The sequence below is a fragment of the Campylobacter sp. BCW_4321 genome (assembly GCF_001763075.1).
In the GTDB taxonomy this organism is placed as follows: domain Bacteria; phylum Campylobacterota; class Campylobacteria; order Campylobacterales; family Campylobacteraceae; genus Campylobacter_D; species Campylobacter_D jejuni.
On sequence record NZ_MJYA01000018.1, the window covers coordinates 57,782 to 74,578 of the forward strand.

The 16,797-nt window shown below is 30.5% G+C and carries 26 protein-coding genes; 14 read left to right on the plus strand and 12 right to left on the minus strand.

Annotated features, from left to right (window positions below):
- Positions 1-103 precede the first annotated feature (103 nt).
- The 8 genes from AJN58_RS03375 to AJN58_RS03410 all read left to right on the plus strand — a co-directional run bounded on the left by AJN58_RS03375 (position 104) and on the right by AJN58_RS03410 (position 3,369).
- Positions 104-589 carry a host-nuclease inhibitor Gam family protein gene (locus tag AJN58_RS03375; protein WP_002872701.1) on the plus strand — a complete coding sequence of 162 codons (486 nt, stop codon included), beginning with the start codon at positions 104-106 and terminating at the stop codon, positions 587-589.
- A gap of 71 nt (positions 590-660) precedes the next feature.
- Positions 661-933 carry a hypothetical protein gene (locus AJN58_RS03380; protein ID WP_070291977.1) on the plus strand — a complete coding sequence of 91 codons (273 nt, stop codon included), beginning with the start codon at positions 661-663 and terminating at the stop codon, positions 931-933.
- Positions 930-1,382: a YopX family protein gene (locus AJN58_RS03385; protein ID WP_052780837.1), complete on the plus strand. Its 453-nt coding sequence runs from the start codon at positions 930-932 to the stop codon at positions 1,380-1,382. Before AJN58_RS03380 ends, AJN58_RS03385 begins: the two co-directional genes overlap by 4 nt.
- 113 nt (positions 1,383-1,495) lie before the next feature.
- Positions 1,496-1,675 (plus strand): hypothetical protein, encoded by a 180-nt coding sequence (locus tag AJN58_RS03390; protein ID WP_002864977.1) that lies wholly within the window; start codon positions 1,496-1,498, stop codon positions 1,673-1,675.
- Entirely contained in the window at positions 1,672-2,100 is a 429-nt protein-coding gene (locus AJN58_RS03395; RefSeq protein ID WP_002909839.1) for a hypothetical protein, read from the plus strand. The genes AJN58_RS03390 and AJN58_RS03395 overlap by 4 nt, the downstream gene beginning before the upstream one ends.
- A 51-nt stretch (positions 2,101-2,151) precedes the next feature.
- Positions 2,152-2,343, plus strand: coding sequence for a hypothetical protein (locus tag AJN58_RS03400; RefSeq protein WP_002790256.1), 192 nt, complete (start codon positions 2,152-2,154; stop codon positions 2,341-2,343).
- Positions 2,330-2,809, plus strand: coding sequence for a phage virion morphogenesis protein (locus AJN58_RS03405; RefSeq protein ID WP_029588834.1), 480 nt, complete (start codon positions 2,330-2,332; stop codon positions 2,807-2,809). Before AJN58_RS03400 ends, AJN58_RS03405 begins: the two co-directional genes overlap by 14 nt.
- 38 nt (positions 2,810-2,847) lie before the next feature.
- Positions 2,848-3,369 carry a PH domain-containing protein gene (locus AJN58_RS03410; RefSeq protein ID WP_052780838.1) on the plus strand — a complete coding sequence of 174 codons (522 nt, stop codon included), beginning with the start codon at positions 2,848-2,850 and terminating at the stop codon, positions 3,367-3,369.
- Between the two features lie 132 nt (positions 3,370-3,501).
- On the opposite strand, the gene AJN58_RS03415 is transcribed toward AJN58_RS03410, so the two are convergent.
- From AJN58_RS03415 to AJN58_RS03470, 12 genes are all read right to left on the minus strand, one after another.
- Entirely contained in the window at positions 3,502-4,632 is a 1,131-nt protein-coding gene (locus tag AJN58_RS03415) for a phage minor head protein (RefSeq protein ID WP_070291979.1), read from the minus strand.
- 116 nt (positions 4,633-4,748) lie between these two features.
- The gene (locus tag AJN58_RS03420) at positions 4,749-6,131 is read right to left on the minus strand and encodes a DUF935 family protein (RefSeq protein ID WP_002909830.1); all 1,383 of its coding nucleotides are present in this window, start codon (positions 6,129-6,131) and stop codon (positions 4,749-4,751) included.
- Entirely contained in the window at positions 6,128-7,654 is a 1,527-nt protein-coding gene (gene terL, locus AJN58_RS03425) for a phage terminase large subunit (protein ID WP_002865465.1), read from the minus strand. The genes AJN58_RS03420 and terL overlap by 4 nt, the downstream gene beginning before the upstream one ends.
- An 89-nt stretch (positions 7,655-7,743) precedes the next feature.
- Positions 7,744-8,058, minus strand: coding sequence for a phage holin family protein (locus AJN58_RS03430; RefSeq protein WP_002790261.1), 315 nt, complete (start codon positions 8,056-8,058; stop codon positions 7,744-7,746).
- Positions 8,059-8,169: 111 nt separating this feature from the next.
- Complete coding sequence (locus AJN58_RS03435; RefSeq protein WP_070280988.1) at positions 8,170-8,418, minus strand: hypothetical protein; 249 nt, start codon at positions 8,416-8,418, stop codon at positions 8,170-8,172.
- Positions 8,415-8,756, minus strand: coding sequence for a hypothetical protein (locus AJN58_RS03440; protein ID WP_002854893.1), 342 nt, complete (start codon positions 8,754-8,756; stop codon positions 8,415-8,417). The genes AJN58_RS03435 and AJN58_RS03440 overlap by 4 nt, the downstream gene beginning before the upstream one ends.
- Positions 8,757-8,766: 10 nt before the next feature.
- Positions 8,767-9,156: a YcbK family protein gene (locus AJN58_RS03445; protein WP_002922136.1), complete on the minus strand. Its 390-nt coding sequence runs from the start codon at positions 9,154-9,156 to the stop codon at positions 8,767-8,769.
- Positions 9,146-9,511: a hypothetical protein gene (locus AJN58_RS03450; protein WP_002790266.1), complete on the minus strand. Its 366-nt coding sequence runs from the start codon at positions 9,509-9,511 to the stop codon at positions 9,146-9,148. The genes AJN58_RS03445 and AJN58_RS03450 overlap by 11 nt, the downstream gene beginning before the upstream one ends.
- 127 nt (positions 9,512-9,638) lie before the next feature.
- Entirely contained in the window at positions 9,639-9,992 is a 354-nt protein-coding gene (locus AJN58_RS03455; protein ID WP_002790896.1) for a hypothetical protein, read from the minus strand.
- Positions 9,989-10,300, minus strand: coding sequence for a hypothetical protein (locus AJN58_RS03460; protein ID WP_014517220.1), 312 nt, complete (start codon positions 10,298-10,300; stop codon positions 9,989-9,991). Before AJN58_RS03460 ends, AJN58_RS03455 begins: the two co-directional genes overlap by 4 nt.
- Positions 10,300-11,187 carry a Mu-like prophage major head subunit gpT family protein gene (locus AJN58_RS03465; protein ID WP_070276121.1) on the minus strand — a complete coding sequence of 296 codons (888 nt, stop codon included), beginning with the start codon at positions 11,185-11,187 and terminating at the stop codon, positions 10,300-10,302. Before AJN58_RS03465 ends, AJN58_RS03460 begins: the two co-directional genes overlap by 1 nt.
- The gene (locus AJN58_RS03470) at positions 11,187-12,218 is read right to left on the minus strand and encodes a phage protease (RefSeq protein ID WP_070276120.1); all 1,032 of its coding nucleotides are present in this window, start codon (positions 12,216-12,218) and stop codon (positions 11,187-11,189) included. Before AJN58_RS03470 ends, AJN58_RS03465 begins: the two co-directional genes overlap by 1 nt.
- A gap of 130 nt (positions 12,219-12,348) precedes the next feature.
- Here AJN58_RS03470 and AJN58_RS03475 point away from each other — a divergent pair, with 130 nt between their 5' ends.
- The 6 genes from AJN58_RS03475 to AJN58_RS03500 all read left to right on the plus strand — a co-directional run bounded on the left by AJN58_RS03475 (position 12,349) and on the right by AJN58_RS03500 (position 16,773).
- A complete protein-coding gene (locus tag AJN58_RS03475; protein ID WP_002865847.1) occupies positions 12,349-12,813 on the plus strand; it encodes a DUF1804 family protein in 465 nt (154 codons plus the stop codon).
- On the plus strand, positions 12,810-13,442 hold the full coding sequence (locus tag AJN58_RS03480) for a phage baseplate assembly protein V (RefSeq protein WP_070291981.1): 633 nt from the start codon (positions 12,810-12,812) through the stop codon (positions 13,440-13,442). The genes AJN58_RS03475 and AJN58_RS03480 overlap by 4 nt, the downstream gene beginning before the upstream one ends.
- A complete protein-coding gene (locus AJN58_RS03485) occupies positions 13,439-13,729 on the plus strand; it encodes a GPW/gp25 family protein (protein WP_020836806.1) in 291 nt (96 codons plus the stop codon). The genes AJN58_RS03480 and AJN58_RS03485 overlap by 4 nt, the downstream gene beginning before the upstream one ends.
- Positions 13,726-14,892, plus strand: a complete 1,167-nt coding sequence (locus AJN58_RS03490) for a baseplate J/gp47 family protein (protein ID WP_070291983.1) — start codon at positions 13,726-13,728, stop codon at positions 14,890-14,892. Before AJN58_RS03485 ends, AJN58_RS03490 begins: the two co-directional genes overlap by 4 nt.
- 97 nt (positions 14,893-14,989) lie before the next feature.
- On the plus strand, positions 14,990-15,610 hold the full coding sequence (locus AJN58_RS03495) for a phage tail protein I (protein WP_002855112.1): 621 nt from the start codon (positions 14,990-14,992) through the stop codon (positions 15,608-15,610).
- A gap of 131 nt (positions 15,611-15,741) precedes the next feature.
- A complete protein-coding gene (locus AJN58_RS03500; RefSeq protein WP_052797177.1) occupies positions 15,742-16,773 on the plus strand; it encodes a phage tail protein in 1,032 nt (343 codons plus the stop codon).
- The last annotated feature ends 24 nt before the right edge of the window (positions 16,774-16,797 follow it).

Here is a 16,797-nt window from a genome sequence, read left to right on the forward strand (position 1 = left end):
TTTAAGGATAATCAAGAAAAGAGCTAAACACGCAGTGCTTTTAAGATATGGCGTAATTCTTTGGGATTATCAAATTAATAAATTTAATTTAAAAGGAGAATAAATGCAAATAAATAGTTTTGAAGATGTAAATCTTGCACTTAAAAAAGTGGCAGAACTTAGTGTAAAAATAGAAAAGATTAATGGAGAAGTAACTTTAGCTTGCAATGAGATTAAAGAAGCTCGTGCAGGAGAGATTAAGGTTTTAAGTGATGAGCTTGGATACATAGAGCAATGTATCACTACTTTTTGTGAAAATAACAAGCACGAGTTTGCAGAAAAAAGAAGCAAAGAATTCACCTTTGGTAAGATTGGTTACCGCTTAAGTAAAAGTGTATCTTTACCACGTGTGAAAGAAAAGCTAGAAAACTTAATCAAAGCCTTTAAAAGTTACAACCTTAATGAATGCATCATTTACAAAGAAGAACTTAATAAAGATGCCATTGTAGAGCTTGATGATACTACTTTAGTAAAGCTTGGACTTAAAAGAGTTGTAAAGGATAATTTTAGAATAGAGCCAAAGATTGAAAGCTTAGAAATTCAAAATTAAGAATTTAACAAGTCCGCTAAGGCGGATTTGATTAAGTTTTTAAAACTTAATTTAAAACAAAAGGATAAAAAATGTATGTCAATGTAAGCATAGATGCGAGTGATTTAGAAGATTTTTACGCTCATGATTTGGCTGAACTTTTTGAAGATTTAAGCACAAAAGAGCAAGAGGAATTCTTTGGAATTATCCATAAGGATATCAAGCCATTAGAAAGAATAAGAGCTATTCTTTCTAATTTGTCTAATGATGAAGTACTTAAACTTTTAAAAGAACTTAATAATGAGTTTAAAAGCGATGAAGAGTGGCAAGAAGTTGCTAAAAGTATAAATGGAGATGAGAAATGAAACTACAAGATTTTGATTTTAGGATTTGGGATAAAACTAAAGAAGAGTTTTTAAAGAAAGAGCCGACTTTAATTAAAATAGATAACGAAAGAGTGATTGCTGGGCGAATTTCAAGATTTTACGCAAATACTGCGGATATTGCAGATATGTTTATAGGAAATGGCAATGATTTAGAAATTGAGCTATGGACTGGCTATTTTGATAAAAATGAAAATAAAATCTATGAAAATGATATTATCAAAAATGAATCGCTTGAAGAAATTTATTATATTACAAGAGATAATACTTATAAAATGTTTAAAATAATCATCTATGATAAAGACTGTAATGAAAACCTTTATAGGAAAAAAAATCCTGCTGATATCAATTTGTTAAAAATGCTTGTTTCAGATAAAAATATGAGTGTCATTGGCAATATCCATGAAAATCCTGAACTTTTGAAATGTTAAAAAATATTAAAAATTTTAACATAAAAATGAAATATGTTAAAAAAAGCCAAAAATTTAACAAAACTCACTAATTAGTGGGTTTGATTAAGTTTTATTTAGCAAGGAAAGAAAAGATGAGTAAAAGAAATGGTGCTTTAAGGGCTTTTAAAACACTTTTAAAAGATGTTTTAAATGATGAAAATGGCTTTTATAAACACAAAAATGGCAAAGTAAATATAGCCAAGCTCTCTCGTGTAAGTGGGCTTAGTAGAAGCTTTTTAAAAAAAGAACTCTATATAAGAGGTTTGCTATGAGTCCTAAACAAGCAATGCTTAGAAAACAACTTCTAGCTAAAATACACATGCACAAAGAGTATTTATATTATAAAGAAAATAATGCTTGGCAAGATTTTTTAGCTTTAAGATTTGAGGTTTTAAGCTCAAAAGATTTAAGCATAGATGAGCTTAAAATCTTGCTTGATATTTTTGATGGTAAAATTAAAGATGATATAAACTTCGTACCTGATTTTAAGGGCAGATTAATGCTTAAAAAAGCTAGTTCTAATAAACAATTTTTTTATTTAAAAGCTTTATTAAAACAAACAAAAATGCCTATTTTTAGTTTTTACAAACTTTGTAAAAAAACTTTAAAAAAAGATATATACTCTCTTGAAACTCTTAGCAAAAAAGACTGCACTATAATGCTTGTAGTTTTAGAAAAGATTGCTAAAACTAAATAAAATAATTAAAAATAGATATAATCCTTTAAAAGCTTTTTTAAAGGATTTATTTTGATCTGCCCTAGATGTGCAAATGAAAAAACTAAAGTCTTAAAAACTATAAAATCAGATACCAATGAAAGATTTAGAAGATGTCTTAAGTGCGGATACACTTTTATGTCTATTGAACTTATCAAAGTAGATAATTGGGCAAAATACTATATAAAAGAAACTCAAAAAGGACTTTTTGATGAAGCGCTTTGAATTAAAGGGTCTTGAGAATTTTTTAAAAAAATGTGAAAATCTAGAAAACGAACAAAAGCAGATTATTTTAAAAGAAATAATTGCTGAAACACTTTATAAAGAAAGCAAAGAAAATCTAGAAAAAGAACAAGACTCTAATGCTAAAAAATGGGCACCTTTAAAGCAAAGTACATTAAATTCAAGAAAAGCACAAAAGATCATGCATACTAAAAAGCTTTTTGCAACAGGCTCTATGCAAAGCTCTTTACATAGTGGAGTGGAAAATGATAGAGCTTTTGTAGCACTTAATGCCACCTATAAAGGCTTTGCGTATGCCAGAGTGCATCAATTTGGCTCTAAAAATGTAATAGCAAGACCTTTTTTACCTATCGATGAAAATTTAAATATAAACAAAAGAGTAGCCAGAGCAATGGAAGAAGAAACTAAGGATATGCTTTGGACTTTGTTTAAGCAGACTTTAAAATAAACTTCAATAGACTATGACATTTTATTAAAGGAGTATAAATGCCTAGTTTAGAAGAAATACAAAGTCAAATTTCTGATTTTTCAAATGCTAAAAATATTTTCTCAAGAAAAGAAATTAAAGCTTTACCAGATATTTTATGGGAGAATGAGAAGGTAAAAAAAGCAGCACAAGGCACTTATAATCTTGCTACAGGACTGCTAGTAGCTACTGATAAAAGATTGATTTTTATTGACAAGGGAATATTTAGCTTAAAGGTGGAAACTTTTCTTTATGATAAAATTTCATCTATTGAATATAGTACAGGTTTGATGTTTGGCGAGATAGTTATTTATGCTTCGGGTAATAAGGCTAAAATTAAAAATATGGAAAAAAACGAAACCAAAGAAATGGCTGAATTTGTTAGAGAGTGTACTCAAAATACTGATGCAAATAATCATATATCTACCACTAATAGTGATTTAACCGTAGAATTAGAGAGAATATCAAATCTTAAAGATAAAGGTATTATTACTGAAGAAGAATTTAAAACAATGAAAGAAAAAATTATAGCTAAAATGTAAAACTTGCAAAGTTACTTAAAATCTTATATAATCATTTTAGCAAATAAGTTGTTATGCTCTTATAGTATCATCACGATGTGGCAGTGGGTCATTGGCTATAAGAGTTTAGCCACCTTCTTTTTTGCAAATTTATTATTTTTTATAAACAATTTTTCCTTGACTTAATACTTCTTTAAAATACTTGTCGTTCTCGCTTAAAAACATAGTTTTATTATTGATTTGATTGCCTTTTTGATTTAGCACCATTACAAGAGCTTTTACTCCATTATCATAAAAGTATTTAATATAAGTTTTTTTGGTAAAGCCTTTGTAGTAAGGGTCAGTATCTATACTTAATCTAATCTCATCAGGATCTTTTACAAGCTTTGGCAGATAGTCGATATAAAAGTGGCGATTATTCTTTTTTATCTTAGAAATTTGTTTTTTCTTATCATAGAAAAAATCATCATCTAAGCTTATTACATCTCCTATTTTATCAACAAGTAAATCTCCTTTTTTTACATCAAAGCTTTTATAGACTTTGTCCATTAATTCTTTATCACTTAAATTTTCATAATCATGTATCTTTGGTAAATTCTCTAAGCTTTCATCTAGGCTTATTCTCGTTTCTTTTGGCATCTGTGAATTCTCTCTTTTATCATAAGCAAAGTTTTTAGAAGCAATACTTTTTGGATTTTCTAAAATTTTATATTTAGCCCTTGCTTCTTTTTCGCTTACTGCTATGACTTTACATTTACAATTATAATCATTAGGCGGAAAGGATGTTTTCCAAAAAGGATCATCTCTATGTATGGCACAATTGTGCATTTTTTTATGCTCACTTCTTGAATCTTCTAAAAGTGCACATTTATATACCCAGTAAGTTTTGTAAGTATAAGTGCTAAGTTGCTTTGCTCTTGCTTTTGCGTAAGCACTTTGCATATTGGTATGATAAATTGTTTTTAAGCGATTTGCATTGATGTTTATAGTGCGTTTTTCTCCTGTTTTTGGGTTTGTTATTTCTTTTTTACCATACCAACCTTTACTTGTTAAAAGCTCTTTTAAATTGTTTTTAAACTCATTAAAATTTCTTCCTTCTTTCATAGCTTTTTTTAATTCTTCGTGCAAATCATTTAATACATCTGTTTTCATAATGCCTGCTGCACTAAAAGCACGATCGTGTGCTTGTTTTTTAATTTCGTGATATTTAAAGCTTATTTTTAAGCCTTTATTTTCTAAATAGCTATAAGCTTCATCTACGCTTTTGTTAAAAATATTACTCATTCTTTACCTTTTTTAACCTTCTTTAACGGCGGAAGTGAATTCCGCCTAAGAAGCAACTAAAGGCTACCCGACCCTTTTGCTAACGCAAAAGCCCCGTTTTGCCTTGACCCACCTATTCACTCATTGCCAGCATCCAAAAGAGCTTGCATGGAAGCAAGAGCGATTTTTTTATCCAGACTTTCTTTTAATTTTTCAAAACTGATATTTGGGTATTCTTTAAAAATTCTTTCTTCTAATTCTTCATAGCTTTGACATTCTTCCCAAAAGGCTTTGATTTTTTCATAAATTTCATCACTTATCTCATCTTCTGCACTTGAGTTTAGTTCTATTTTATCCTTGCTAAGACGATTATTTTTTTCTAACATTAAAGAGTTAAATGCGTAATTTTCAGTGCTTACTTCTTTTTTCTTTAAACCTTCAATTCTAAAAGTTTTTGCTAAAAACTCAGCAGGTATCTCATAACCCATACTAGAAATAGTGCTATAAACTCCTGCTAAGTATTGCTCATCGACTTCTTTGTTTGTATCAAAAACAAACTCAAACTCAGCTGGCTTTGCAAAATTAAGTTTTAAAATCTGCTCTAATAATTTTTGTATGCTTTTGCTTAAAAAAAGTGTATCCATTTCACCCACATTAAGACGCACTTCTTCGTGTACATTACCTAAGGCTTGAGTACCATTTTGCACTGCATTTCCTGCTAAAACTTGTCCGCTGATTAATTTTGAAATAGCTTCATCACAATACCTTAAAAAATCTGTAAAAGTAGAAGTAGAAAGCCCTGAGTTTAAAAGCTCGACCATGTCATCTTTGTTAAAAATTCCCACACTTGCACTTCTTAAATTACTAAGTTGCATTAAAAGTTCTTCTATTTCTTTATCGCTGTTTGCATTGGTTGTTTTTGCAATGATAGGTGGCACACTTAAATTATCAAGATAAGAAATGTTTTTACTCATAGCAAGTTGCTTTAAAACCGCAATGCTTACAACATTATAAAAAAGGGATTGTTCTATGAATGAACCTGAATCGCTTGGATGTAAGTGCAAAAATATATCATCACACTCATCCACAAAAAGTTTTTTACTTTCGCTATAAATAAATAGCCTTTCTTTATCATCCATCGAAAAAAATCTCGGACTTATGTATTTTAGTTTTGGAAAAACATTTAAATCTTTTACCTTCCATTCAAGTAAAAAAGCAGCAAAACCATAAACTACTGCAGCACTCATTTCAAAGACGAATTTCCTAAAATCACTTTTTGATATATAATTTTGTAAAAATATTCTTTGAGTCTCGTCTTTACAAGTAATAAACATAGGAAAAGAACACATTTTAAAACGCCTTTTCATTACTTCGCTTGCTATTTGTGGATCAAAGCGTTTAAAATAATCATAAATACTTATAAGTTCGCTAAAATTCTCACTATTTAAAGCAGCGATTATGCTATCAAAATCAACACTGCTTGCTACGCTTTTTCTTGCTGTTTTGTTTAATATTCTCATAAAAATCCTTTTTTAATCTTTCTTTTGCTAAGTATTCTATTGATTGCTTTATAATCTGCATTTGCTGCACTACAAGCGATTCTAAAAGCCATCTCACTTGCATCAAGCAAGTCATCATGTGCTGCTTTTGGATAGGTTAGCATTTCTTCGATAAGTAAATTTGAGTTATTGTCTATTAAAATCGTGCCGTCGTTAATGTAAGGTGCTAAGCTATCGATGCGAAGTTCTTTTGCGACTTTATTTTTAAGCTCACAAATACTTAGAATAATTCCCAGTTTTAAAGCCTCTTCTTTGAGCTTATCTTTGAAAAACTCTTGAAAGGCTATTGTTTCAATGGCTATTTTTACTATTTTTCCTAAGCTTAAGTATTTGATATAAAGCTTTAATATCACATCTATCATCTTGCTAGGAGATATTTTATAGCCACTTGCTTTTAAATGAAATTTATTTTTATCTACTTTTTTAAGCTCAGCAATGGCAAAATAATCGCCTTTTGCCTTACCAAGTGCAGGGTCAATCCCTAAAACCACAAGGTCAAAATCTTGTTCTTTTTCTATGATTTTATACTCGCTAAAAATAGCATTTTCAGTACTTAATGCTTTGTTTTGATATTCGCTAAAAAAACTTTGAGTATCAGCAAAATATTCTTTTAAAATTTCTATTTTGTTTAAATTTTCATCATCTAATTTAAAACCCTTTAAATCGCTTTTTAAAATATTGTTTTTATCGATTAAATCAAGTTTGTCAGGAAAGCTTAGCACAAGCGGAAAATCATAAATTAAAAAGCGTTTATCATCATTTAAACGATTTAAAAGACTATCTTGATGTAAAATAGTTCCAACGACTAAGTATAAATAATTTTCTTGTGTTCTTGCGACTAGCTTTAAAATGGCTTTATTAAACCATTTATAAAGTTTATCCCTTTGCGTTTTACTTTCTACATTTTCATCATTTTCTATATCATCACAGATAATTAAATCAGGTCTTTTGCCAAGATAATTCGTTCCTCTTATCTTTTTACCACTACCAAAAGCTTTAATTTTTTTATGTATTTTAAAACTTGTAAAAACTATGGCTTCACTAGTCCATTCATCGCCTAGTTTTATTTCAAAATCATTAATTAATTTAGCATTTTCTTCAAGCTCTGTTTTTAAACTTGCTATACTTTCACTTGCAATGTCTAAAGTAGAAGATATAATTAAAGCATATTGCTTTTTATTACTTAAAAGCGAGTAAAGAGTAAAAAGTCTTACTAAAAGCGTTGTTTTAGCACTTCCACGATAAGCTTTAAAACAAAGATGATTATTTTTCTTTTCTAATTCATCAATATTATCATAGATAAAATTTCTAAAATTAGAGCTTTCTTTTTTGATAAAATTGATATGATGAGGAAAATATTCAAAAACAAAAGCCTTAAAGCCTTGTTTTAAAATCCTATCTCTTCTTAAATTTTTATCTTCTTTATGATTAAATTTTAAAGCCTTTAGCCTTGATTTAATTTCATTTATTTCTAACTTATCCATTTTTGCTTTCTTTTTATTTTCAAATATAGTTTTAAAAAGCTTTAAATTGCGTTTAAAACCTTTTAAAATACAAGGGTCAATACAAAGCCTTACAATTTATCTAATTTTTTATTTATAAGCTTTTCTACAAGTTGCTCAATTTTAAGCAATGCATCTGTCCCCATATAAGCTGCAAAACCACCCACTGCAACGCTAAGCTTTATGCCAAAATTAAGATAATTTACAATTTCAAAAACTAGATATGCCACAAACATAGAGCCTAGCATACCTTTTAAAAAGAGTGTAAATTTACCTTTTAAATTAAGAGCTTTGCTTAATTTATTTTTTGTTACAATTCCTACAAGTCCAGCTATAAAGCTTACTATCATTAAAACCATATATACAAATATATCTTCTAATTTCATTGCTAGTTCCTTGTAAAAATTTCAAATAAATATAATAAAGCTAATGCAAAAGTTGAAAACAAAAGAGCTATAAGAAGATCTTTTGCAATGCTTTTTTGATTTATCATTTTATTATTTTCTTTCATCTTTCTCTCCTGTGCAAAGCTTGGCTATATTTTCAACTTCTAAGTAATATTTAGAGATTTCTTTAGCACTTTCTAAGTCTTGTTTGTCTAAAGGCTTTAAAGGAAGTTTTAAAGGGCATTTAATAGGAACTTTAACTTCTTTGATTTCAGTTTTAATCAAAATATCTTTAGAAGCACAAGCGCTTAAAAAAACAAAAGGTATAATTAATAGGAAAATTCTCATTTTATCATTCACTTTTTTGCTCCTAAAATATTAAATAATTCTTTATAAGCTTTAAGTTCACTCTGACAGCTTTTATCTTTAATAAAAACCTTATCCACTTTTAAAACTTCTTTTAAAGTCTCTTTGGGCTTTAAATCAAGTTTTAATTTATCAATAGCTTTATTTTGCTGAGCTAATTTATCTTTAAAAACATTGATTTCATTGCTAAAATGCAAAGCTTTAAGTTTTAGATTTTCATTTTCTAAAGCTAAAGCATTGTTTTTTAAATATAAAAAACCACAAAGAGCAATTAGAACAAAAAAAGCTATTTTTGAAGGACTTAAAAACCTTGATAAAATAAAACTAAACACAATCTTTTCCTTATGGATAAGTCCATCTTGCTTTTTTGCCTCTAGTGTCTAAATGTACAAACCCAGCATAAGGATCATTAAAATTATGTTTTATAGCAATCCCTAAACCTCTTTCGCCATAGGTGTTTAAAACATATTGATGAACTTCTTCTGTTTTAACTCCTTTAACCACAAAGTCCGCTGCACTTCCTATAGTGTGTTGGCTTTTAGGGGCTCCACCAATCTCTGCATTATGCTCTTTGCAGCGATATCCACTATTTATAATAATAGGAGCATTGTAATGTTCTCTGATTTCACAAAGAATGTCTATAAGCTCATCACTTGGTACATTTTGAGGCAATTCACATTTGCCGCATTTACATTTAAATTCGCTTTCTTTAAAATAAGGGTTATTTTTCATTTTCTTCTTCTCCTTCTGGTTTTGAAAAAATTTCTATATTAAATTTAAGCCTATAAGCAAATAAAGAACTGCTTATAAAACCACTTTCGATACTACTTAAAAGCTTTTTGCTTGTATCAAATTCAAAAAGTTTTAGTCTTAATTCATCTATTTTTTTAATCAAAGAATCTTTATCTTTATTAAAAGTATGAGAACTAAAAATCAATGAAAAATTCACACTATCTTTATGATGATTAATACTTGTTAGGCTTTCAAGCATTAGATAAAGTCCGCCTTGTTTGACATCTTCGTAATTTGCTATGCCTATCGCATTAAAATGCTTTAATAAATCTTTGCTAACACTATCTAAAGTCAAAACCTGTCCTTTTTAACTTCGCAGATGAAATGAATTCATCCTTGCGATAAGGAGCTACGCTCCCTTAACCCACCTGAAGGCCACGCCCGACCTCGCCTTTTACTCCTTAAAGTCTTGCCTTAAAAAGCTAAAACCTGTCCTTTCTTTGCATAATTTTAAGTCTTAAAGAGCTTAAATTTCCTTCTTTATCAATCAAAGGTGCATTTTCAATTCGTTTTAAAGCATTATCTAGAAGGATTTTATCTTCATCATCTAAGACGATTTTAAGATAAATTTTTATGCGAATGTATGCAAAATCCTCCCAAATAAAATCAGCAATATCTTTATTTTTGCAAATATCATCTGCATCTTTTGCTGCTTTAGCTACTACTTCTCTTGTAATTTCATCGATATTTGCTAAGTTTTGTTGTGCTCTTTTCATCAGTGCTAACTCTTTTAAAGTAAGAGCTAGCATTTTAGGAGGAGAAAGCAAGGCTATCATTTATCTTGTTTTCCTTTTTTTGTTTCTTTGTTTTTTAAAGACTCATTTATTATAGTTTCTTCATTTTCTTCTAAAGTCTTTTGTTTTTCCTTTAAAAACAAAGCTTTTTCTTTTTCAAACTCTTGCTTTTCCTTTAAAAACAAAGCTTTTTCTTTTTCAAACTCTTGTTTTTCCTTTAAAAACAAAGCTTTTTCTTTTTCAAACTCTTGCTTTTCCTTTAAAAACAAAGCTTTTTGATCGTCATTTTCTTTTGGATTTAAAATTGCATTTTGATTTCTAAGTTTATTAGCTGAAACTATATTGTCCATTATTCTGCCTTTCCGCTTGATTTATAAGCTAATTGCCACAGTCCATAACCTGCATTGTCTTCGCTATCGATTCCATATTGGAAAGTCTTACGCATAAAAGCAGCTTCATCAGTAGGATTATCTTTAGCAACAAACTCAGCTCCTTTGTTGATTTGCAAAATTAAAGGTTTGATTGGTTTGGTATTGTCAATTAAATACCAAGCGTCTTGATCGCTTAAATTTGGACTTGTAAATACTTCTACAACGCCTTTAAAAACATTGCTTGAACCATTGATTAAATCGCTATTTACAATCTCGAGTGCTTTTGCTTCCAAGCTTAATGGTACAACCAAAAGAGCAGGATTGATATTTAAAGTGCGTCCGCTTTCATTAGTCAGTGCACGCATGTTTTTTCTAGCCTCCATAAGACTTGCAGCACTTAATTTTTTATCTCCAAGATTTGAAAAACTCACACCACCAATATCGTGATCATTTGCAAAAAATGCTTTTCCATCAAAGCAAGTTTGATTTTGCTCTAAAAGTGTAAAAATAAGATCACTATAATGATTTTGTACTTCGTAAGCTAACATTTCAATTTGTGGTCTTATTATTCCTAAATTATCGTAAGTTATTACATCTCGTGGTACTTCAATGGAACTTTCCCAATCTTTTTTAGTGATAGTATAACCTTGACCCTTAAGTTTGCTAAATTGACGATCGCCTATCCATTCACGCATTTTTGGTAAAGATGCTAAAAATTGATATTCTACAACCAAAGAATTTGCATTGGTTACCATTGCAAATTTTTCATAATCTTTATTTCCACCTTCAAGAGCATTGTTAAAAATGGTTGAAAATCCCTTATTCACTGCTTGCATGTAAGCAGTGCTTAATTCTGTAAAAGCCATTATTTGCCTCCTTTGATTCCAAGTTGTTTAAAAACTTTTGCCTCATAAGCATTAAGTTCTTTTCTTTTGTTTGTAAAATTAAGTTCTTTTTTACCTAAAACAATATTTGCTTCTTTTTTGCAAACATCAAGATAATCTTCTAAAACTCTGCCTTTCATATTAAGAGCTTTTTGATAGCGATTTGGTAAAATGAGTCCATTTTGCAAAAGAGAATCAAGGCGTTTTTTATTAAGCTCAATCTCTGTTTCTTCATTTTTGTTTAAAGCAGTTTCAAGTTTTGCTTTAAGTTCTGCAATTTGTGCTTTTAACTCTTCATTTTCTTGTCTTAAAGTTTCTAACTCGCTGTCTGGATTTTCACCTTCACCTACACAATCTTTTGTCTCTTGTACGGATTCTTCTACATTTTCAGCTTGTTCTTCTACTTGCTCGGCTAATTTTTGTAATTCTTCTAATTCTTCTTCGTTCATTGTATTCCTTTCTTTTTTTAATTTCGCGGATGAACTAAAATCATCCTTGCGAGTGGGAGTTTCACTCCCTGCACCCACCTGAAGACCATGCTCGACCTTGCCTTTTTTAGCTTCTGTCCTAGTGCTTAACTTTGAATTTTTGGTGCTATTGATTAATGACCTAGCTTTATTTAAAGCCCTGTTTAAAAGATTGGGCTGATTTACAAGTCCCATGGCGTCTAAATGAATAACATTTTTATCATCATCCACATAATATTCAGGGCTTAAATATCTAAAAGCCTTATTTTCAACAAGTTCTTTCCCTTTGGGCGTTAACTCAAGACTTGCATAAATGCCATCTTCTCTTAACTCTAATGAATTTCTATCAAACCAGCCATAAGCTTCTCCTCCTTGATGATTAAGATTTAACGCTATATCAAGTCCATTTTTTTGTATATTATTGATTAATTTTTCCCCATCTATCTTAAATACTCTCCCATCAAGTCCTTTGGCTATTCCAATAGGAGAAATTTTTACTTTTTCATTTGTGAGTTTTGTATTAAGCTCTAATAATAAATCACGCATCAAAAGCCTTTATTTTTTCGCATAATCATAAGATAAAAAATGCTTTTAAACCACCTATTTAAAGTATATATAGACTGATTTTAAAAAAATAAAAAAATATAATTTCAAGCAATAATTCTAAAGGAAAAATATGAGCAAAAAAGAACTTGCTAAAAGTCTTTTCATACAAGGAAAAAGTATCAAAGATATATGTGTTTTAACAGGTCTTAGCAGACAGGGTATATACTGTATGAAAAAAGATGATTTTAGCAAGGGTATTGATTGGGAGAGTTTAAAATTAGCCGCTTTAAGAGATGAAAAAGATTTAGAAAATAAAGAAGCTATGTTTTTAAACGCATTGATTGGTGAGTTTGAGAGGTTTTTAGAAAGCGCTAGTAAAAATGAGCTTGATATTGATACTTTAGAAGCTTTAAATAAATACGCTAAAACTTATTGGACTATTAAAGCTCCACAAAAAGTAGATGTTAAGGCTTTAAATTTACAAACTTGTAAAAAAACTATTGATTCTATTATTGAGTTAGCAAGCACCAATGAAGCAGTTTGTGAATGGCTTAGTGATAATAGTGATTTAATTATTTCAAAGGTTTTAAAATGAACGAACTTGGCATCATTTGCGACATTAAAGAAGGTAAAGCTAAGGTTGCTATTGGAGATATGGTAACGGATTTTTTAAGTGTTTTTCAAAGTCTAGCTAATTCTTATGCAGTGAGCTTTTCTCCTTTAAGAATAGGAGAGCAAGTATTAGTCATACCTGTGCGTGGGGATTTAAATAGTGGAGTTATTTTGCGTGGGCTTTACCAAGAAAAACATAGAGCAAAAAACACAGATGAAAATACTTTTAATATAGATTTTGAAGATGGAACGCATTTAGAATACAACTCTAAGAGTAGTACTTTAAAACTTGATGTGGTTAAAGATATAAATATCACTTGTGTAGATAAAACCACCCATAACCAAAACAACACCTTAAATACTAAAAATCATACTACAAACGCTAATACCATAACGCTTAACGCTCCAAGTATTAATTTAAATGGTAATACTCAAATTGCAGGAGCAATTTCTACAAGTGGTGAAGGTGGGGCAAGTGGTACTTTTAGCATAAAAGGAAATTTAAACTTAATAGGCAATTTACAAGTTAGTGGAAATATAAGCGATAGCAAAGGTGATTTAACAAGTCATACTCATTCTTGCACAGATGGTGCTACGGCGGTAAGTAGATGAAATATTTAACAAGCATCGAAGAAAGTATCAAAGACATTTTAATCACTCCTTTAGGCTCAAGAGTAATGAGACCTGAGTATGGTTCTTTACTTTATACACTCATAGATAGAAAAATCGATGATGATTTTAAGATAAAGCTTACTAGATACACTGCAGAAGCAATTTCAAAGTGGGAAAAAAGAGTAAAGCTAAAAGGTGTGAGACTTAATGAGTGTAAAGACAATAAATTAAGCATTACCTTGCTTTTTGAAAATTATGGGGATTTAACCATGGAGCTAGGCAAATGAGTGAGCTTTTAAGTGCAAATGATAGCTATTTTAAACAAAGCTTTTTAAAGGATATCCCTTATCCACAAATCATAGAAGAGCAAGACTATGAGAAGCTTTTAAAAGCCTATGAAGAACTTTTTAAAAGCTTTTTAAAAGATAATGTAGAGCTTTTAGAATCTGACCCTTTTAAAGCCATTTTAGAAGCTTTAGCTTATAGAGAAATGATAATTAGAGCAAGAATTAATGAGAGTATAAAAGCAACTTATCTTCATTATGCAAAGGGAAGTGATTTAGATAATGTAGTAGCTAATGGCTATTTGATACAAAGGCTTAAAGGGGTTAAGCCCACAGCTAAAGTAGAGTTTGAATTAAATACCTTACTTACTTATGATGTCATCATCCCAAAAGGTGCAATTTTTTCAAATGAAAAAGCAGACCTTGCCACTTTAAAAGAAGAAGTGGTGATTAAAAAAGGGCAAAGTAAAGCACAAGGTATTTTGGAACTTGATGAATTTATTCAAAGCAAAGAAAGTAAAACCGAGTTTTTACAAACCCCACTGCCTTTTGTGGCTAAGATTAAACAACTAGAATTTTTCAAAGATGGAGCCAGTGAGGAAAGCGATGAAGCCTTAAGAGAAAGGGCTGTAATGAGTGTACATCGTTTTTCAACCGCAGGAAGTGAAAAAGGCTATATCTATCACGCTTTAAGCGCAAGTGCAAAAGTCGCTTCCATAAAAGCTTTAAACAATGGAGCAGGAAAAGTAAGAGTTATCATTAAAAGTGAAGATGAATTAAGCGTTGATGTGGTTAAAGAGTATTTAAGTGCGGATGAGCGAAGACCTTTAACTGATGAAGTGAGCGTTGAGTTAGCTAAAAAAAGAGAGTTTATCGTAGATGCCAAACTTTTACTTTTAGAGCTTTCTAGGGCTAATGAAATAAGCCAGAAGATTAATGCTTTACAAAAGGACTTTGATTTAAGTGTGGATTTAGCACTAGGATTTATTTATCAATGCCTCCATCAGGACGGAGTTTATAAAAGCGAAATTTTAAGCATTAAAGAAAAAATCATAAATGAAGAAGAGCAAGAATTAAGAGACTTGCCCTTAGAAAATATAATAATAGCTGATGATGAGTTTGCAACCCTTAGCTTTTTACTTAGCTATGAAAAGGCGGTGCTATGAAGGGGCATTGCGTAGCAATGGGTCGGGAAGCCTTCAGTAAAAGCGACTTTGGGCGAACTTCGTTTGCACAAAGTGATAGCATAAAAAAGGCGGTGCTATGAATACACTAATACTAAACCACCATCCAAAACAAAGCAAAGCCATTGATTTAAGTGCTAAAACAAGATTTGAAGATTTAAATTTAGCTAGTATCACAAATCTAGCTCTAAATTGCGATGAAAGATTATTGCCAATTTTAGCTAATGCTTATGATGTAAGCATAGATGGTTTAGAAACAAAAGAAGCAAGAAAGCTTATATCTAAAGCCTTACTTTTAGATAGATACAACGGCACAACTTGGGCTATAAAAGAAGCTTTAAGAGCCGTATTTCCTACTGCAGTGGTTAAAGAGTGGTTTAATTATGGTGGAAAGCCTTATTTTTTTAAAGTTAAAGTAAGCACAACTAATGTTAGCTTTGATGAAAGAACGCTTAATACTTTAGAAAGACTAATTTATGATTTTAAAAATGTTAGAAGCGTTTTAGAAGCAATTGAAATAGAGATTGAAAGTAAAAATGATAGTTTTAATGCTAGTGTAGAAATAAGTGGAGAAACTATAGAAATCTTACCTTTTCAAACCACGCAAATTGAAAACAACCAGAAACCAAGTTTAAATGCAATGGGTGTTTTTATGTGTGAAATAACAAGAACTAATATTGATTTTAAAGGAGTGTATTAGATGATTTTAAATGTTTTTGGGGCAAACACGCAGTGTTTGGGTCGGGAAGCCTTTAGAGGGGTCAAGGGGATAAAATCCCTTGTCGCAAGGGCGAATTCATTTCAACCGCGAAGTCAAAAAGGAGTGTATTAATGGCAAAAAGTGAATACTATACCATACTAACAAAAATTGGCATTGCTAAATTTATTGCCGCAAGAGCAAGTGGAAATGGTATCAATTTAAAAAGCTTTAAATTAAGTTCAAAAGTTATTTTGCCCAGTGAAGAAATGCAAAGCTTAGAAGAGATTGTATATGAAGCTAATATTAGTAGCAAAAGCGTGGATGAAAGCAATCCAAACTATGTGAATTTAATGTGTCATGTGCCAAGCGATGTGGGCGGGTTTGAAGTTAATGCAGTAGGCGTTTATGATGAAGCAGGAGATTTGCTTGCAGTTGGAAATGTCCCACGCACTTATAAACCTATCTTAAAAGAAGGCAGCGCTAAAGAGCTTATGATAAAAATTGTTATGGAGCTTTCTAATGCAGAGGAAGTTATTTTAAAACTAGATCCTAGTGTGATTATGGCAAGTCGTGATTATGTGGATGCTATTAAAGTGGAACTCAATCTTAAAATTGATGCTTTAACGCAAAAATATGATGCAGAGTTTAAAAAAGTATGGGATGAGTTTGCTAAATATCTTTTAGAAAATAAATTTAATACAGAAATTGCCAAATATGTTACTTTAGCTACTAATCAAACCATTACAGGAGCTAAAGACTTTACCAAACTACCTACAAGCTCTATAAAAGCTACAAATGACAATCAATTTGTAAATTTAGCTACCTTAAAAGAACAAGCTCCTAGCTTAATAGGAGGATTGGGAGTAAATCAAGCTTGGCAAAATGTTTCGAGAGCCTTTGATGTAGCTTATACAAATAATACAGGAAAACCCATAGCAGCCAAATTTCAAGTTAATGCTAGTGCAAGTGGGGATGTCAGTTTTTCTTGTAGTGAGCAATTTGTAGTTTCTATGCATCAAACTTCATTATCCAATGGTGGAGTAAGTCGAACTTATTTTGGTTTTGGAATCATTCCACCAAATGGGCAATACAGATTAAATACACCAGAACACAGCGGATGGTATCCAAGTAAAAGCATTGTATCTTTTATGGAGCTTAGATGAGCATCAAGCAAATAAGGAGAAAAA

What these genes read in the sequence shown, in the direction of transcription:
- AJN58_RS03410 (WP_052780838.1), top strand. Translation starts at nt 2,848, where the DNA reads ATGCCTAGTTTAGAAGAAATACAAAGTCAAATTTCTGATTTTTCAAAT.
- AJN58_RS03445 (WP_002922136.1), bottom strand. Translation starts at nt 9,156, where the DNA reads ATGAAAAATAACCCTTATTTTAAAGAAAGCGAATTTAAATGTAAATGC.
- AJN58_RS03420 (WP_002909830.1), bottom strand. Translation starts at nt 6,131, where the DNA reads ATGAGAATATTAAACAAAACAGCAAGAAAAAGCGTAGCAAGCAGTGTT.
- AJN58_RS03395 (WP_002909839.1), top strand. Translation starts at nt 1,672, where the DNA reads ATGAGTCCTAAACAAGCAATGCTTAGAAAACAACTTCTAGCTAAAATA.
- AJN58_RS03455 (WP_002790896.1), bottom strand. Translation starts at nt 9,992, where the DNA reads ATGATAGCCTTGCTTTCTCCTCCTAAAATGCTAGCTCTTACTTTAAAA.
- AJN58_RS03465 (WP_070276121.1), bottom strand. Translation starts at nt 11,187, where the DNA reads ATGGCTTTTACAGAATTAAGCACTGCTTACATGCAAGCAGTGAATAAG.
- AJN58_RS03405 (WP_029588834.1), top strand. Translation starts at nt 2,330, where the DNA reads ATGAAGCGCTTTGAATTAAAGGGTCTTGAGAATTTTTTAAAAAAATGT.
- AJN58_RS03415 (WP_070291979.1), bottom strand. Translation starts at nt 4,632, where the DNA reads ATGAGTAATATTTTTAACAAAAGCGTAGATGAAGCTTATAGCTATTTA.
- AJN58_RS03475 (WP_002865847.1), top strand. Translation starts at nt 12,349, where the DNA reads ATGAGCAAAAAAGAACTTGCTAAAAGTCTTTTCATACAAGGAAAAAGT.
- AJN58_RS03460 (WP_014517220.1), bottom strand. Translation starts at nt 10,300, where the DNA reads ATGGACAATATAGTTTCAGCTAATAAACTTAGAAATCAAAATGCAATT.
- AJN58_RS03380 (WP_070291977.1), top strand. Translation starts at nt 661, where the DNA reads ATGTATGTCAATGTAAGCATAGATGCGAGTGATTTAGAAGATTTTTAC.
- AJN58_RS03385 (WP_052780837.1), top strand. Translation starts at nt 930, where the DNA reads ATGAAACTACAAGATTTTGATTTTAGGATTTGGGATAAAACTAAAGAA.
- AJN58_RS03485 (WP_020836806.1), top strand. Translation starts at nt 13,439, where the DNA reads ATGAAATATTTAACAAGCATCGAAGAAAGTATCAAAGACATTTTAATC.
- AJN58_RS03470 (WP_070276120.1), bottom strand. Translation starts at nt 12,218, where the DNA reads ATGCGTGATTTATTATTAGAGCTTAATACAAAACTCACAAATGAAAAA.
- AJN58_RS03430 (WP_002790261.1), bottom strand. Translation starts at nt 8,058, where the DNA reads ATGAAATTAGAAGATATATTTGTATATATGGTTTTAATGATAGTAAGC.
- AJN58_RS03490 (WP_070291983.1), top strand. Translation starts at nt 13,726, where the DNA reads ATGAGTGAGCTTTTAAGTGCAAATGATAGCTATTTTAAACAAAGCTTT.
- AJN58_RS03390 (WP_002864977.1), top strand. Translation starts at nt 1,496, where the DNA reads ATGAGTAAAAGAAATGGTGCTTTAAGGGCTTTTAAAACACTTTTAAAA.
- AJN58_RS03480 (WP_070291981.1), top strand. Translation starts at nt 12,810, where the DNA reads ATGAACGAACTTGGCATCATTTGCGACATTAAAGAAGGTAAAGCTAAG.
- terL (WP_002865465.1), bottom strand. Translation starts at nt 7,654, where the DNA reads ATGGATAAGTTAGAAATAAATGAAATTAAATCAAGGCTAAAGGCTTTA.
- AJN58_RS03495 (WP_002855112.1), top strand. Translation starts at nt 14,990, where the DNA reads ATGAATACACTAATACTAAACCACCATCCAAAACAAAGCAAAGCCATT.
- AJN58_RS03375 (WP_002872701.1), top strand. Translation starts at nt 104, where the DNA reads ATGCAAATAAATAGTTTTGAAGATGTAAATCTTGCACTTAAAAAAGTG.
- AJN58_RS03500 (WP_052797177.1), top strand. Translation starts at nt 15,742, where the DNA reads ATGGCAAAAAGTGAATACTATACCATACTAACAAAAATTGGCATTGCT.